Origin of the sequence: Streptomyces sp. HP-A2021, assembly GCF_022807935.1 — a bacterium.
Taxonomy (GTDB): domain Bacteria; phylum Actinomycetota; class Actinomycetes; order Streptomycetales; family Streptomycetaceae; genus Streptomyces; species Streptomyces afghaniensis.
Genome location: NZ_CP094344.1, coordinates 3150168 through 3164433, shown reverse-complemented (window position 1 = coordinate 3164433; position 14266 = coordinate 3150168). Strand labels below are relative to the sequence as shown.

General features: G+C 71.0%; 11 protein-coding genes. 4 read left to right on the top strand and 7 right to left on the bottom strand.

Going from position 1 to position 14266, the window contains the following annotated elements; all coding sequences use genetic code 11:
- Positions 1–915 carry an NAD-dependent epimerase/dehydratase family protein gene (locus tag MQE23_RS14200; RefSeq protein WP_243379323.1) on the bottom strand — a complete coding sequence of 305 codons (915 nt, stop codon included), beginning with the start codon at positions 913–915 and terminating at the stop codon, positions 1–3.
- Between the two features lie 45 nt (positions 916–960).
- Here MQE23_RS14200 and MQE23_RS14195 point away from each other — a divergent pair, with 45 nt between their 5' ends.
- The 4 genes from MQE23_RS14195 to MQE23_RS14180 all read left to right on the top strand — a co-directional run bounded on the left by MQE23_RS14195 (position 961) and on the right by MQE23_RS14180 (position 4636).
- Complete coding sequence (locus tag MQE23_RS14195; RefSeq protein ID WP_020273060.1) at positions 961–1470, top strand: Lrp/AsnC family transcriptional regulator; 510 nt, start codon at positions 961–963, stop codon at positions 1468–1470.
- Between the two features lie 29 nt (positions 1471–1499).
- Complete coding sequence (locus MQE23_RS14190; RefSeq protein WP_020273061.1) at positions 1500–1913, top strand: MerR family transcriptional regulator; 414 nt, start codon at positions 1500–1502, stop codon at positions 1911–1913.
- Positions 1907–2224, top strand: a complete 318-nt coding sequence (locus MQE23_RS14185) for a thioredoxin domain-containing protein (RefSeq protein WP_279345142.1) — start codon at positions 1907–1909, stop codon at positions 2222–2224. The genes MQE23_RS14190 and MQE23_RS14185 overlap by 7 nt, the downstream gene beginning before the upstream one ends.
- Positions 2225–2404: 180 nt before the next feature.
- A complete protein-coding gene (locus MQE23_RS14180; RefSeq protein WP_243382623.1) occupies positions 2405–4636 on the top strand; it encodes an AAA family ATPase in 2232 nt (743 codons plus the stop codon).
- A gap of 48 nt (positions 4637–4684) precedes the next feature.
- On the opposite strand, the gene MQE23_RS14175 is transcribed toward MQE23_RS14180, so the two are convergent.
- The 6 genes from MQE23_RS14175 to MQE23_RS14150 form a co-directional block, all read right to left on the bottom strand.
- Positions 4685–5095: a hypothetical protein gene (locus MQE23_RS14175; protein WP_020273064.1), complete on the bottom strand. Its 411-nt coding sequence runs from the start codon at positions 5093–5095 to the stop codon at positions 4685–4687.
- Complete coding sequence (locus tag MQE23_RS14170; protein WP_020273065.1) at positions 5092–5562, bottom strand: hypothetical protein; 471 nt, start codon at positions 5560–5562, stop codon at positions 5092–5094. The genes MQE23_RS14175 and MQE23_RS14170 overlap by 4 nt, the downstream gene beginning before the upstream one ends.
- Before the next feature lie 125 nt (positions 5563–5687).
- A complete protein-coding gene (gene glgB / locus MQE23_RS14165) occupies positions 5688–8606 on the bottom strand; it encodes a 1,4-alpha-glucan branching enzyme (protein ID WP_243379322.1) in 2919 nt (972 codons plus the stop codon).
- Between the two features lie 41 nt (positions 8607–8647).
- A complete protein-coding gene (locus MQE23_RS14160; RefSeq protein ID WP_243379321.1) occupies positions 8648–10090 on the bottom strand; it encodes a maltokinase in 1443 nt (480 codons plus the stop codon).
- A 191-nt stretch (positions 10091–10281) separates the two neighbouring features.
- A complete protein-coding gene (gene treS, locus MQE23_RS14155) occupies positions 10282–11982 on the bottom strand; it encodes a maltose alpha-D-glucosyltransferase (protein WP_020273068.1) in 1701 nt (566 codons plus the stop codon).
- Positions 11979–14099 carry an alpha-1,4-glucan--maltose-1-phosphate maltosyltransferase gene (locus MQE23_RS14150; protein WP_243379320.1) on the bottom strand — a complete coding sequence of 707 codons (2121 nt, stop codon included), beginning with the start codon at positions 14097–14099 and terminating at the stop codon, positions 11979–11981. The genes treS and MQE23_RS14150 overlap by 4 nt, the downstream gene beginning before the upstream one ends.
- Positions 14100–14266: the final 167 nt, after the last annotated feature.

Genomic DNA, 14266 nt, shown 5'->3' with positions numbered 1-14266 from the left:
TCAGTCGCCCTTCCCGAGCGTCTCGGCGACGGCACGCGGCAGCCACTGCCGGGCGTCGGTGAAGGTGAAGCCGAGCCGGGCGGCCCGGGCGTTGTCCATGCCGTAGGAGCGGCGGAAGGAGAACGGGGAGACCTCGCCGACCTCGACGGACCGGAACACGGCCCGGCCGCCCGGGACGTGCGCGGCCACGGCCTCGCACAACTCCTCGGTGGTCAGCGTCCCGTGGGAGGCGGCGTTCACCGGCCCGGTGAAGTCCTCGCCCGCCGCCCAGGCGAGGAACCGGGCGATCTCCTCGACGTGGACGTAAGTGGCCGGCCGGTTCACCACCGGCACGGCGATCGGCTCGCCGGTGCGCATCCGCTCGGCGTAGTGGGCCAGCCGCCCGGTGAAGTCGTCGTTCCCGCCCAGCACATGGGCCACCCGCACCGCCGTGTACGACAACGCCGGGCCGTCGGCCGCGAGGACCGCCTCGGCCTGCCGCTTGCCCTCCCCGTAGTTGGCCTTCAGGAACGCCGGGTCGTCCCAGGGCAGCCGGAGGTCCACGGTGACCGTGGCCGGGTCGACGGCCTCCTCGCGTACGAGGGCGGGGGAGTCCTCGTACTCGTACACCTCGACCGTGGAGGTCATCACATAGCGGCGGGTGCGGCCGGAGAAGACACGGCGGGCGAGTGCCGCCTGGCGCGGGGTGTAGCAGACCTGGTCGACGACGACGTCGAAGACGCGCGAGCCGAGCGCACCCGTCAGGGACCGCTCGTCGTCCCGGTCGGCGACCACGTGCTCCACTCCCGCAGGCGGCGGGGAGGACCCCCGGTTCAGCACCGTGACGTGGTGCCCGTCGGCGAGCAGCCGTGCGAGCAGACGCTTTCCGACATAACGGTTCCCGCCGATGACCAGGACTTCCAGGGCCTTTTCCATGACCATAATTCTCCTGGCGCACATGCCCGCATTGAAGGGGGAACCATGGGAGTTCAGGCCGCTACGCCGAAAGAACCACGGCATCCGCGCACCGTCGCCGACGAAACCTCGGTGGCCTTCGACGCGCTGGACCGGCAGATCCTCCAGCTGCTCCAGACCGACGGCCGGATCAAGCTCAGCGAGCTGGGCCGCCGGGTCCGGCTCAGCCCGGCGGCGGTCACCGAGCGGGTGCGGCGACTGGAGGCGGCGGGCGTGATCAGCGGCTACGGCGCCCACGTCGTGCCGGCCCGGCTCGGCTACGGCATCCAGGCGTTCATCAGGGTCGACCCGCACGGCGGCTACAACCTCAAGCACCCCAGGACCCTGGAGCTGATCGAGCGGCCCGAGATCACCGAGGTGCACCACGTGGTCGGGGAGGACTGCTGGATCCTCAAGGCCGCCGTCCGGGACACCGTTCACCTGGAAGAGGTGCTGGAGGCGGTCTCCGCGCTGGGCCGCACCACGACGTCGATCGTGCTGACCTCGCCGGTGGAGCGCAAGCCGCTGTTGCCTTGACGTCGGCGTCAAGGACTACGTTCGTGCGTATGCGAATCGGCGAGCTGGCCGCACGGGCCGGGACCACGACGCGGACGCTGCGGTACTACGAGTCGCGGGGGCTGCTGCCCGCGCGGCGTGAGGGCAACGGATACCGGACGTACGACGAGTGCGACCTGAAGCTGCTGGAGCAGATCAGGACGCTGCAGGACTTCGGGTTCGACCTGGAGGAGACGCGGCCCTTCGTGGAGTGCCTGCGCGCCGGGCACCCCGAGGGCGACACCTGTCCGGCGTCGCTCGCGGTCTACCGGCGCAAGCTGGACGAACTCGACTCCCTGATCGGTCAGCTGACGAGCGTGCGGAAGACGGTCGCCCGGCAGCTGGCGCGGGCCGAGCTGGTCGCCGAGGCGGAGGTTCCGGGGGGTCCGGAGCCACAGTGCGAACTGGGGAGGCACACATGGTGACGGATGTGACGGACGCGGATTTCGAGGCGGAGGTGATCGGCGCCGACCTGCCGGTGCTGGTGGAGTTCACCGCCGACTGGTGCCCGCCCTGCAAGCAGATGGGGCCGGTCCTGAAGGCCCTCGCCGCCGAGGAGGGCGACCGGCTGAAGGTGGTGCAGCTCGACGTGGACTCCAACCCGGAGACCACGAAGGCCTACAAGGTGCTGTCGATGCCGACGTTCATGGTCTTCCGCGGCGGTGAGCCCGTGAAGGCGATGGTGGGCGCCCGGGCGAAGCGGCGGCTGCTGGAGGAACTGGCCGACGTGCTGTAGAGGGCGGGCTCGGCGGCCCGGAAACGAGGAAATCCCCCGAGCAATTGCGCTCGGGGGATTTCCTTGCGTATATTTGTTCATTCGTGACTTCAAGTCGATTGAAGTCATAGTGAAGTTCAGTGAGCACAGTATATCCGGGCGGGAGCGGAATTGTCAAACACCGAATTTCCGGACGATGAATTGCGGCAGGAGCAGGAATTCATCGACGGGTTGTACGCGCGCGTGGACGCGCTGCGCGGCGACGCCGAGACCTCCGTCACGGACGCGCTCGCGCAGGGCAACACCCCCATGCAGGCCAGACTGGAGCGGGACATCCTCGTCGCCGAGCGATCCGGGCTGCTCGCCGCGCTGAACGCGGTGGACGGTTCCCTGTGCTTCGGCCGGATCGACCTCACCTCGGGCGTGACCCACCACATCGGCCGCATCGGCCTGCGCACCGACGACGCCGAGCGCACACCGGTCCTGATCGACTGGCGTGCCGACGTCGCCCGCCCCTTCTACCTGGCCACCGGCCACACCCCGATGGGGCTGAGGCGCCGGCGGCACATCGCCACCGACGGCCGCCGGGTCACCCACCTGCACGACGAGATCCTCGACCTCGGCGACGAGACCCGCACCGGCCACGAGGACCCGACGGGCGACGCCGTGCTGCTCGCCGCGCTCAACTCCGCGCGCACCGGCCGGATGAGCGACATCGTGCAGACCATCCAGGCCGACCAGGACCGCATCATCCGCGCCCCGCACCGCGGCGTGCTCGTGGTGGAGGGCGGCCCGGGCACCGGCAAGACGGCCGTCGCCCTGCACCGCGCCGCGTATCTGCTGTACGAGCACCGGGAACTGCTCGCCAAGCGGGCGGTGCTGATCGTCGGGCCCAACCCGGCGTTCCTCGGCTACATCGGCGAGGTGCTGCCCTCCCTCGGCGAGACCGGTGTGCTCCTCGCGACCGTCGGCGAGCTGTTCCCCGGGGTCAAGGCGACCGCCACCGACACGCCCGAGGCCGCCGCCGTGAAGGGCCGCGCCGAGATGGCCGACGTCCTCGCCGAGGTCGTGCGCAGCCGGCAGGCGCTGCCCGACCCGGTGATCACGATCGAGCACGAGCGCGAGGTGCTCATGCTGGACGACGGCCTCGTCGGCGTCGCCCGCGAGCGCACCCGCGCCGCGAAGCTGCCGCACAACGCGTCCCGCGAGCACTTCGAGGGGCACATCCTCAACACCCTCACCGAGCTGTACGCCGAGCGGATCGGCACCGACCCCTTCGACGGGTCCAGCCTGCTCGACCCCAGCGACATCACCCAGATCCGCGACGATCTCGCCGAGAACCCCGAGGTCTGGGCCGCGATCGACCAGCTGTGGCCGCTGCTGACCCCGCAGCGGCTCGTCGCCGACTTCCTCGCCGCGCCCGAGGAGTTCCTGCCCGCCGAGGACGCCGCCGCCGTGCGCCGCCCGGTGACCCGGCGCTGGACCGTCGCGGACGTGCCGCTGCTCGACGAGGCCGCCGAACTGCTCGGCGAGGACGACCGGCTGGCCCGCGAGCGCGCGCAGCGCGAGCGGGAGCGGCAGATCGCCTACGCGCAGGGCGTGCTGGACGTGTCCTACGCGTCCCGGACCTACGAGTTCGAGGACAAGGAGGAGGACGACCCCGAGTCCTCCGAGGTGCTGTCCGCGCACGACATCATCGACGCCGAGCGGTTCGCCGAACGGCACGAGGAGGACGACCACCGCAGCGCCGCCGAGCGCGCCGCCGCCGACCGCACCTGGGCGTTCGGACACATCATCGTCGACGAGGCGCAGGAGCTGTCGCCGATGGCGTGGCGGTTGCTGATGCGGCGCAGCCCGACCCGCTCGATGACCCTGGTCGGCGACCCGGCCCAGACCGCGGAGGCGGCCGGGGTCGGTTCCTGGTCGGGCATCCTCTCGCCGTACGTCGAGGACCGCTGGGAGCACACCCGCCTCGGCGTCAACTACCGCACCCCTGCCGAGATCATGGACGTGGCCGCGGCCGTGGTGCGCGCCGAGCACCCGGAGTTCGAGCCGCCGAGCTCGGTCCGCTCCACGGGCGTACGCCCCTGGGCACGCGCCACCGACGACCTTGCGGGCGCTGTCGCCAAGGCTGTGGAGGAGCTCACCCCGGACGAGGGGCGGCTCGCGGTGATCGCCCCGCGCGACCTGCACCGTGGCCTCGCGGCCCGGCTGGACGGCGTGACGGCGGGCGCCGAACCCGACCTCACGCAGTCGGTCGTCCTCCTCGACCCGCGCCAGGCCAAGGGCCTGGAGTTCGACTCCGTCCTCGTGGTCGAGCCCGCCCGGTACGGCACCAGCGACCTGTACGTGGCCCTGACCCGGGCCACGCAGCGGCTCGGCGTGCTGCACACCGGGGAGCTGCCGCAGGCGCTGGCGGAGGCCTTCGCGTAGCCGAGCGGATGCCGTGCCCGGCCACTGCCGGCCGGGCACGGCATCCCCTCAGTGCAGGAACGATTTCGGATCCCGCCAGGCGTGCCACAGTCCGGCCCCGAGCGGTACGACCGTCAGGGCGAAGAAGACCCAGAACAGGAACTCGGCCCCGGGCGTGAGGTTGTAGACGGTGCCGTCCTCCCACACGCAGTAGGCACGCGGCGGGAACGGGGTGGAGACTCCTGACACCTCTCCGCTTCCGATGACGCCCTCCCGGAACGGCTCTCTGGGGCAGGGGGCGGTCTCGGGGAACAGGACGGGATCGTCCGCCGCCATGATGAACACCCAGGTGGCGGCAGCGAGCGGCACGGTCCAGAAGGTCGAGGTCCGCACCCACAGCGGCAGCAGCGGGTGCGTCAGCAGCCCGCGCAGCGCCACCCAGCCGACGACGAGCCCGGCGAAGACCGGCAGCAGCGTCACGACACCACCGCGGACCTGCGGGCGCGCAGTTCGGTCGCGTACCCGGCGCCGATGGCGAGCAGGGCGGCGGACAGGGCGAAGGCGGCGGACGCGCCGTTCATCCACGCGTAGGCGGAGTCACTGGAGTAGACGCTGCCGTCGTCGCGGACGCAGTCGAAGCGGAGCGGGAGGTAGGAGGAGCGGTGATGGGAGAGGCCTTCGACCGTGCCTTCGTCGAAACCGTCGACGCAGGCCGGGGCCGGGACGGAACTCGCCCCTTCGCCGAACTCCGACTCGGACATCAGGACGGCGAAGAACCCGAGGGAGTACACGGCCGCGGCCGCCCACGCGGCCGTTGCCGCCGCCCGGCGCATCAGGTGCGGCGCCCACGGCTCGGGCCGCCCGGGGAACGCCATCGCGACGACCCCCGCCGCGGCGACGAGGGCGCCGACGGCGCAGGCCGCCGAGACACCGAGACCCACCAGCACGGGCCTCAGCCCCTTCCGGTCCGTGAGGTGAGCGACGTGGCACGCATGCGGCCACCTCACCAGGCCCGGCCCGGACCGGCTGTGACGGAAGCCACCCCTCCCGTCACAGCGGTGTCACAGGCCGCCTACGCCGGGCGCAACCACACCGTCGACAGCGGCGGCAGGGTCAGCCGGATGCTCGCCGGGCGGCCGTGCCAGGGCTGGGCCTCCGGCTTGACCGGGTCGGGGTTGGTGACGTCGCTGCCGCCGTACCGGGCGGCGTCGGTGTTGACGGCCTCGTGCCAGGCCGGGACGTCCTCGGGCACGCCCAGGCGGTAGTCCTGGCGGACGACCGGCGCGAAGTTCGACACCGACAGGATCGGAGTGCCCTCCGGGTCCAGCCGCAGGAACGCCAGGACGTTGTCGTCGGCGGCGTCCCCGACCACCCACTCGAAACCGGCCGGGTCCGTGTCCAGCCGCCACAGCGCCGGAGTCGCGCGGTAGACGGTGTTGAGGTCGCGGACCAGGTCGCGCACGCCCCGGTGCTCGGGCTCGGCGCCGTAGCCCGGATCCAGGAGCCACCAGTCGGGGCCGTGCGCCTCGGACCACTCGGCGCCCTGGGCGAACTCCTGCCCCATGAACAGCAGCTGCTTGCCGGGGTGGGCCCACATGAAGCCGAGGTACGCCCGGTGGTTGGCGCGCTGCTGCCACCAGTCGCCCGGCATCTTCGACACCAGGGAGCCCTTGCCGTGCACCACCTCGTCGTGGGAGATCGGCAGGACGTAGTTCTCGCTGTACGCGTACACCATCGAGAACGTCATCTCGTGGTGGTGGTACTTGCGGTACACCGGCTCGTGGCTCATGTACTCCAGCGAGTCGTGCATCCAGCCCATGTTCCACTTCAGCCCGAACCCGAGCCCGCCGAAGCCGCTCGGGCCCTTGTGGTGGGTGGCCCGGGTGACGCCGTCCCAGGCGGTCGACTCCTCGGCGATCGTGACCACACCGGGCACCCTGCGGTACACCGTCGCGTTCATCTCCTGGAGGAACGCCACCGCGTCCAGGTTCTCCCGGCCGCCGTGCTCGTTGGGCGTCCACTGGCCCGGCTCGCGCGAGTAGTCGAGGTAGAGCATCGACGCCACCGCGTCCACGCGCAGCCCGTCGATGTGGAACTCCTCGCACCAGTACAGGGCGTTCGCGACGAGGAAGTTGCGCACCTCGTTGCGCCCGTAGTCGAACTCCAGCGTGCCCCAGTCGGGGTGCGCGGCCCGCAGCGGATCGGCGTGCTCGTACAGGGGCCGGCCGTCGAACTCGGCCAGCGCCCAGTCGTCGCGCGGGAAGTGGGCGGGCACCCAGTCCATGAGGACGCCGACGCCCGCCTGGTGCAGCTTGTCGACCAGGTACCGGAAGTCGTCGGGCGTGCCCAGCCGGGCCGTCGGCGCGTAGAAGCCGGTGACCTGGTAGCCCCAGGAGCCGCCGAAGGGATGCTCGGCGACCGGCATCAGCTCGACGTGCGTGAAGCCCAGGTTCTTCACGTACCCCGGGAGCTGCTCGGCCAGTTGACGGTACGTCAGTCCCGGCCGCCAGGACGGCAGATGCACCTCGTACACCGAGAAGGGCGCCTCGTGCGCCGGGGCTTCGGCGCGCCGGTCCAGCCACGCGGCGTCGCCCCACTCGTACTCCGAGGACGTGATGACCGACGAGGTCGCGGGCGGCACCTCCGTGCGCCGGGCCATCGGGTCGGCACGCATCGTCTTCGAACCGTCGGGGCGGGTGATCTCGAACTTGTACAGCTCGCCCTCGCCGATGTCCGGCAGGAACAGCTCCCACACGCCCGACGAGCCGAGCGACCGCATGACGTGGGCGGTGCCGTCCCAGAAGTTGAAGGTGCCGGCCACGCGCACGCCGAGCGCGTTCGGCGCCCACACCGAGAACCGGGTGCCGGTCACGCCCTGGTGGGTCATCGGGTGCGCACCCAGCGCCGTCCACAGCTCCTCGTGCCGGCCCTCGCCGATCAGGTGCAGGTCGAGGTCGCCCAGTGTGGGCAGGAAACGGTAGGCGTCCTCGGTGTCCAGGACCGTCCCCTCGTACTCCACGAGCAGCCGGTACTCCGGGACCTCCCGCAGCGGCAGCAGTCCGGAGAAGAACCCCTCCCCGTCGTCGTCCAGCTCCGCCCGCACCTCCCCGGCGACGACGGTCACCGACAGGGCGTACGGCCGGAACGCCCGGAACGCGACCCCGCCGGGCACGGGGTGGGCGCCGAGCACGGAGTGCGGGTCGTGATGCGTGCCGTTGAGCAGCCGGTCCCGGTCGGCCGCGCCGACAGCGGGCGAGACGCCGAGCTCCATCTCCGGCGGGACGGTCTGGGCGGGGGCGGAGGTGGCTTTGCCGGCGCCGGTTTTCCTGGCGGTGGCCTTCTTGGCGGGAGCCTTCTTCGTGGGGGTTTTCTTCGCGGCGGCCCTCTTCGCGGGAGGCTTGGCCGCGGTGGTCCCGGTGGCAGCGGCCTTGGTGGCGGTGGACTTGGTGGCGGTGGCCTTGGAGGCGGTGGACTTGGTGGCCGCCGCCTTCGCCGTCGTGGCCTTCTTGGCGACCGCCTTCTTGGCTGTCGCCTTCTTGGCAACCGCCTTCGTGGTCGTCGCCTTGGCGGCGGTGGCCTTGGTGGTTGTGGCCTTCTTGGCGGTGGCCTTCTTCGCCGTCGTCTTCTCGGCAGCGGCCTTCGTCGCGGTCGCCTTCGTCGCGGTCGCCTTTTCGGCAACCGCCTTCTCGGCCCCCGCCTTCGTCGCGACAGCCTTCTTCGCAACCGCCTTCTTCTCGACGGCCTTCTTCGCGGTCGTCTTCGCCGGGGCCGCCTTCTTGGCCGTGGCCTTCGTCGCGGGTGGCTGCGCGGCAGCCGTCTTCTTGGCGGCGGCCTTCTTCGCGGGGGCCGTCGCCTTCTTGGCCGCCGCCTGTTTCGGCACCGACGTCTTCTTCGCGGCACTCTTCTTCTGGGCGGCCGTGGGCTGCTCGGGGATCTTCTCCCCGGCCGTCCCCTTGGAACGGGAACCGCTGGACTCAGGACGGGGGGTCACGGGCGGAGCCTCCAGGACGCAGGTGGATCAGTCAGGTCGGGTCAGGTCAGGTGGCCGGTCGAGGCGAGCCGGTCTATGGCGGCCAGGGGCACCGGCAGCCAGTCGGGACGGTGCCGGGCCTCGTACACCACCTCGTAGATCGCCTTGTCCGTTTCATAGGCGCGCAGCAGCACCGGGTCGGTGCGCGGATCGAGTCCGGAGGCCTCGGCGTATCCGGAGCAGTACGCGGAACGGCAGGTCTCGGCCCAGTCCGGCTGGGGCGGATCGGCCGAGCGTGCCGCGTAGTCGAAGGACCGCAGCATGCCGGCGACGTCCCGCACCGCCGGCTGCGGCATGCGCCGCTCGGCCAGCGGCCGGGCCGGCTCGCCCTCGAAGTCGATCAGCCACCACTCGCCGGCCGGCGAGCGCAGGCACTGCCCGAGGTGCAGATCGCCGTGCACGCGCTGCGCGGTCCAGGTGCGGCCCTCGGCGGCCAGATCGCCCAGCGCCGTGAACGCCGAGCGCAGCCCGCCGGCGTAGGGCCGCAGCGCGGGCACCGCCTGGACGGCCGCCTCCAGTCGCTCGATCATGCCGTCCACCATGAGCCGGAGCTGCATGTGACCGAGCGTGACCGTGGGCAGTGCCCGGGCCAGCGTGGTGTGCACCTCGGCGGTGGCCCGGCCCAGCGCCCGTGCCTCGGCGCCGAAGTCCTCGCCCTTGGCCAGCTCGCGCAGCGCCAGCTCCCAGCCGTCGGAGGCGCCCTGCACGAACGGCTGGAGCACCCCCAGCACGTACGGCTGGCCGGCCAGGTCGGCCGGGCCCGCCGAGATCACCGGGTCCGCCGCGGGGTCGACGTCCGCGACCATCCAGGCCGTCGGCGCGGGCACCCGGGGACAGCCCTCGCGGGCCAGCGCCAGCGGCAGTTCCAGGTCAGGGTTGACCCCGGGCACGATCCGGCGCAACAGCTTCAGGATGAACGTATCTCCGTAGACGATCGACGAGTTGGACTGTTCCGCGGTCACCACGCGCGGCACCAGACCGGACCGGATGTCCTGGTCGAGGTCCCGCTCGAAGCGGAGCCCGCCGATCCGGGCCTGGGTGCGCAGCGCCTCCAGGAGCAGTTCGGCGGGCCTGGCGTCGTGCAGGGCGTCGTAGGCCGTCCGGCCGGCCAGCGGCCCCGTCGCCAGGTGTCCGATCAGCGCGGGCGCCAGCCGAGGCGGCAGCGCCTCGCGCACGCCTATCAGCAGCTGGTAGCAGTCGCCGGGGTGGCCGGGCGCGCCGTGCGACGGTACGGACGGCTGGTGGGCGCGCACGAGCAGGTGGTACAGGCCGAGCTTGCCTGTGGCCGGGAGCAGCTCGGTGGCCTCGACCAGCGTGAACCCGGTGACCGGACGTCCCTTGCCCGCGAACCAGCGCTGCCGTGGCAGCCACTCCCGCAGCAGCGGATCGAGGGAGGCAAGAAGGCCGGGCGGAGCGGTGACGGTGCGTGTGACGGCTTCCGACATGGCGTCGCGTCCTTTCACCCATGATTGGTGCGCCTCCGGGGCCTTCAGCAGGTGCCGGCGGCGCCCCTCCGGCTCACGCGGATGGGCGGGGTGTTACTGATGCGTGCCCCGGGCGGGGCGGGAGAAACGCCCCGCCCCGGGGGTTTGCGGCCCGCCCCGTTATTCAGGGCCTCGTCAGACCGTCTCAGGCCTCACAAGGTGTCCCTGCGGAGCCGGAACCAGTAGAAACCGTGACCGGCCAGCGTCAGCAGATACGGCAGCTCGCCGATCGCCGGGAAGCGGACCCCGCCGAACAGTTCCACGGGGTGCCGCCCCTCGAAGGCGCTCAGATCCAGCTCCGTGGGCTGCGCGAACCGCGAGAAGTTGTTCACGCACAGCACCAGGTCGTCCTCGTACTCCCGCAGGAACGCCAGGACCGCCGGGTTCGTCGACGGCAGCTCGGTGTACGAGCCGAGGCCGAAGGCCGGGTTCTGCTTGCGGATCTCGATCATGCGGCGGGTCCAGTGCAGCAGCGACGACGGCGAGGCCATGGACGCCTCGACGTTCGTCACCTGGTAGCCGTAGACCGGGTCCATGATCGTGGGCAGGAACAGCCGTCCCGGGTCGGACGAGGAGAACCCCGCGTTGCGGTCCGGGGTCCACTGCATCGGCGTGCGGACCGCGTCGCGGTCGCCGAGCCAGATGTTGTCGCCCATGCCGATCTCGTCGCCGTAGTACAGGATCGGCGAGCCCGGCAGCGACAGCAGCAGGGCCGTGAACAGCTCGATCTGGTTGCGGTCGTTGTCCAGCAGCGGGGCGAGCCGGCGCCGGATGCCGATGTTGGCGCGCATCCGTGGGTCCTTGGCGTACTCGGCCCACATGTAGTCGCGCTCTTCGTCGGTGACCATCTCGAGGGTCAGCTCGTCGTGGTTGCGCAGGAAGATGCCCCACTGGCAGTTCGACGGGATCGCCGGGGTCTTGGCCAGGATCTCGGAGACCGGGTAGCGGGACTCGCGGCGGACGGCCATGAAGATGCGCGGCATGACGGGGAAGTGGAACGCCATGTGGCACTCGTCGCCGCCGCTCGGGTAGTCGCCGAAGTAGTCGACGACGTCCTCGGGCCACTGGTTGGCCTCCGCCAGCAGCACGGTGTCCGGGTACTGCGCGTCGATCTCCTTGCGCACCCGCTTCAGGAAGTCGTGCGTGGCAGGGAGGTTCTCGCAGTTGGTGCCCTCCTCCTGGTACAGGTACGGCACCGCGTCCAGCCGGAAGCCGTCGATGCCCAGGTCCAGCCAGAACTTCAGGGCGGAGATCATCTCCTCCTGCACGGCCGGGTTCTCGTAGTTGAGGTCCGGCTGGTGCGAGAAGAAGCGGTGCCAGTAGTACTGCTTGCGGACCGGGTCGTACGTCCAGTTCGAGGCCTCGGTGTCGACGAAGATGATCCGCGCGTCCTGGAACTGCTTGTCGTCGTCCGCCCACACGTAGTAGTCGCCGTAGGGGCCGTCGGGATCCTTGCGTGACTCCTGGAACCACGGGTGCTGGTCGCTGGTGTGGTTCATGACGAAGTCGATGATCACACGCATGCCGCGCTGGTGGGCGGCGTCGACGAACTCCACGAAGTCGGCCAGATCGCCGAACTCGGGCAGTACGGCGGTGTAGTCGGAGACGTCGTAGCCGCCGTCGCGCAGGGGCGACTTGAAGAACGGCGGCAGCCACAGGCAGTCGACGCCGAGCCACTGGAGGTAGTCGAGCTTTGCGGTCAGACCCTTCAGGTCACCGACGCCGTCACCGTTGCTGTCCTGGAACGAGCGGACGAGTACTTCGTAGAAGACGGCGCGCTTGAACCACTCCGGGTCCCGGTCCCTGGCGGGAGTGTCCTCGAAGGTGTCCGGCACGGGTTCGTTGACGATCATGTTGTGGGTGACCCTCCGATCTGCGGGGTGGACGGTCGCAGAACCGAGAAGACATGCGCGGGCCTGTGGCCCGGTTCGAGGCGCACATAGTTGGCCCTGCCCCAGTGATAGGTCTCGCCGGTGAGCTCGTCGCGCACCGGCACCGACTCGTGCCAGTCCAGGCCGAGTTGCGGCATGTCCAACGAGACCGTGGCCTCCTGGGTGTGGTGGGGGTCGAGGTTGGCGACCACCAGAACCGTGTTCGAACCCTTCCGCTTCGAGTAGGCGATCACCGCTTCCTGGTCCGCGTGGTGGAAGTGCAGGTCGCGCAGCTGCTGGAGGGCCGGGTTCTCCCGGCGGATGGTGTTGAGCCTGGTCAGCAGCGGGGTGATGGTGCGGCCCTCGCGTTCGGCCGTCTCCCAGTCACGGTGCCTGAGCTGGTACTTCTCCGAGTCGAGGTACTCCTCGCTGCCCTCTCTGAGCGGGGTGTTCTCGCACAGTTCGTAGCCGGAGTAGATGCCCCAGGCCGGGGAGAGGGTGGCCGCGAGGACGGCGCGGACCTCGAAGGCGGGGCGGCCGCCGTGCTGGAGGTAGGCGTGCAGGATGTCGGGGGTGTTGGCGAAGAAGTTCGGCCGCATGTAGGAGGCCGCCTCGCCCGACAGCTCGGTCAGGTACTCGGTCAGCTCTTCCTTGGTGTTGCGCCAGGTGAAGTAGGTGTAGGACTGCTGGAAGCCGATCTGGGCCAGGGTGTGCATCATCGCCGGGCGGGTGAAGGCCTCGGCCAGGAAGATCACGTCGGGGTCGGTGCGGTTGATGTCCGCGATGACCCGCTCCCAGAAGACGACCGGCTTGGTGTGCGGGTTGTCCACCCGGAAGATCCGCACCCCGGCATCCATCCAGTGCCGCAGCACCCGGCAGGTCTCGGCGATCAGGCCGTCCATGTCGGCGTCGAAGGCGATGGGATAGATGTCCTGGTACTTCTTGGGCGGGTTCTCCGCGTAGGCGATGGTGCCGTCGGGGCGGTGGTGGAACCACTCGGGGTGCTTGTGCACCCAGGGGTGGTCCGGGGAGCACTGCAGCGCGAAGTCCAGCGCGATCTCCAGCCCCAGGGTGCGGGCCTGGTCCACGAACCAGGTGAAGTCCTCCAGGGTGCCCAGATCGGGGTGGACGGCGTCGTGGCCGCCCTCGGGCGAGCCGATCGCCCAGGGCACGCCGACGTCGTCGGGCCCGGGGGAGAGGGTGTTGTTCCTGCCCTTGCGGAAGGTGGTGCCGATGGGGTGGATCGGGGGCAGGTAGACCACGTCGAAGCCCATCGCGGCGATCGCCGGCAGTCGGCGGGCGGCGGTGCGGAAGGTGCCGTGGGGCTGCTGCCGGGTGCCCTCGGAGCGGGGGAAGAACTCGTACCAGGAGCCGTACAGGGCCCGCTCGCGCTCGACGAGCAGGGGCAGCGGCTCCGAGGTGGTGACCAGGTCCCGCAGCGGGTGGCGGGCCAGGACCTCGTCCACCTCCGGCGTCAGCGCCGCAGCCAGCCGCGCCGCCGCTGGGCGGTCCTCGTCCCGCAGGGCGGCGACGGCCGCGAGGATGACGCCCCGGCGGCCCCCCTCCTCGGGCGCACCGGCGGCAGCCCTCTCGTACAGGCGCGCGCCCTCCTCCAGGACGACGTCCGTGTCCATGCCCGCCGGAATCTTGATCTGCGCGTGATGGCGCCAGGTGCTGACGGGGTCGCCCCACGCCTCCACCGTGAACGACCACAGGCCGGGCTCCCCGGCGGTGACCTCGGCGCCCCACCGGTCCGTGCCCGGAGCCAGCTCACGCATCGGCGTCCATGGGCCGGGGCGGCCCTCGGGATCCTTCAGGACGACATTGGCGGCGACCGCGTCGTGCCCCTCCCGGAACACGGTCGCCGAGATCTCGAAGGTCTCGCCGGTGACGGCCTTGGCCGGCCGGCGTCCGCGCTGGACGACCGGGCGGACATCGAGCACGGGTATGCGCCCGACGGCGGTCGCGTCGCCCACGGGGGGTGGCTGTGGGACCTGCGGACCGGCGTCGGCCGGGCGCACTGAACGGGACTCGCCGCTGGGCGCGCGCGCCCCGGTGCGACGGGTGGGGGGTGGTGACGAATGGTGCTTGGCGGGCATGACCGCTCCTGTCCGCGTCAACGTGGGTGGGCGGATGTCTGTGGGGAGGTGGGTCCTGCATGGTGCTCCTGAGAGGGGTACCCGGAGGAGCCTTCCCACCCTATTCGGGTGGGCAATCCGGCACTTTGTTAACTACTCACGCGTATGTCGACACACAAGACCGGCCT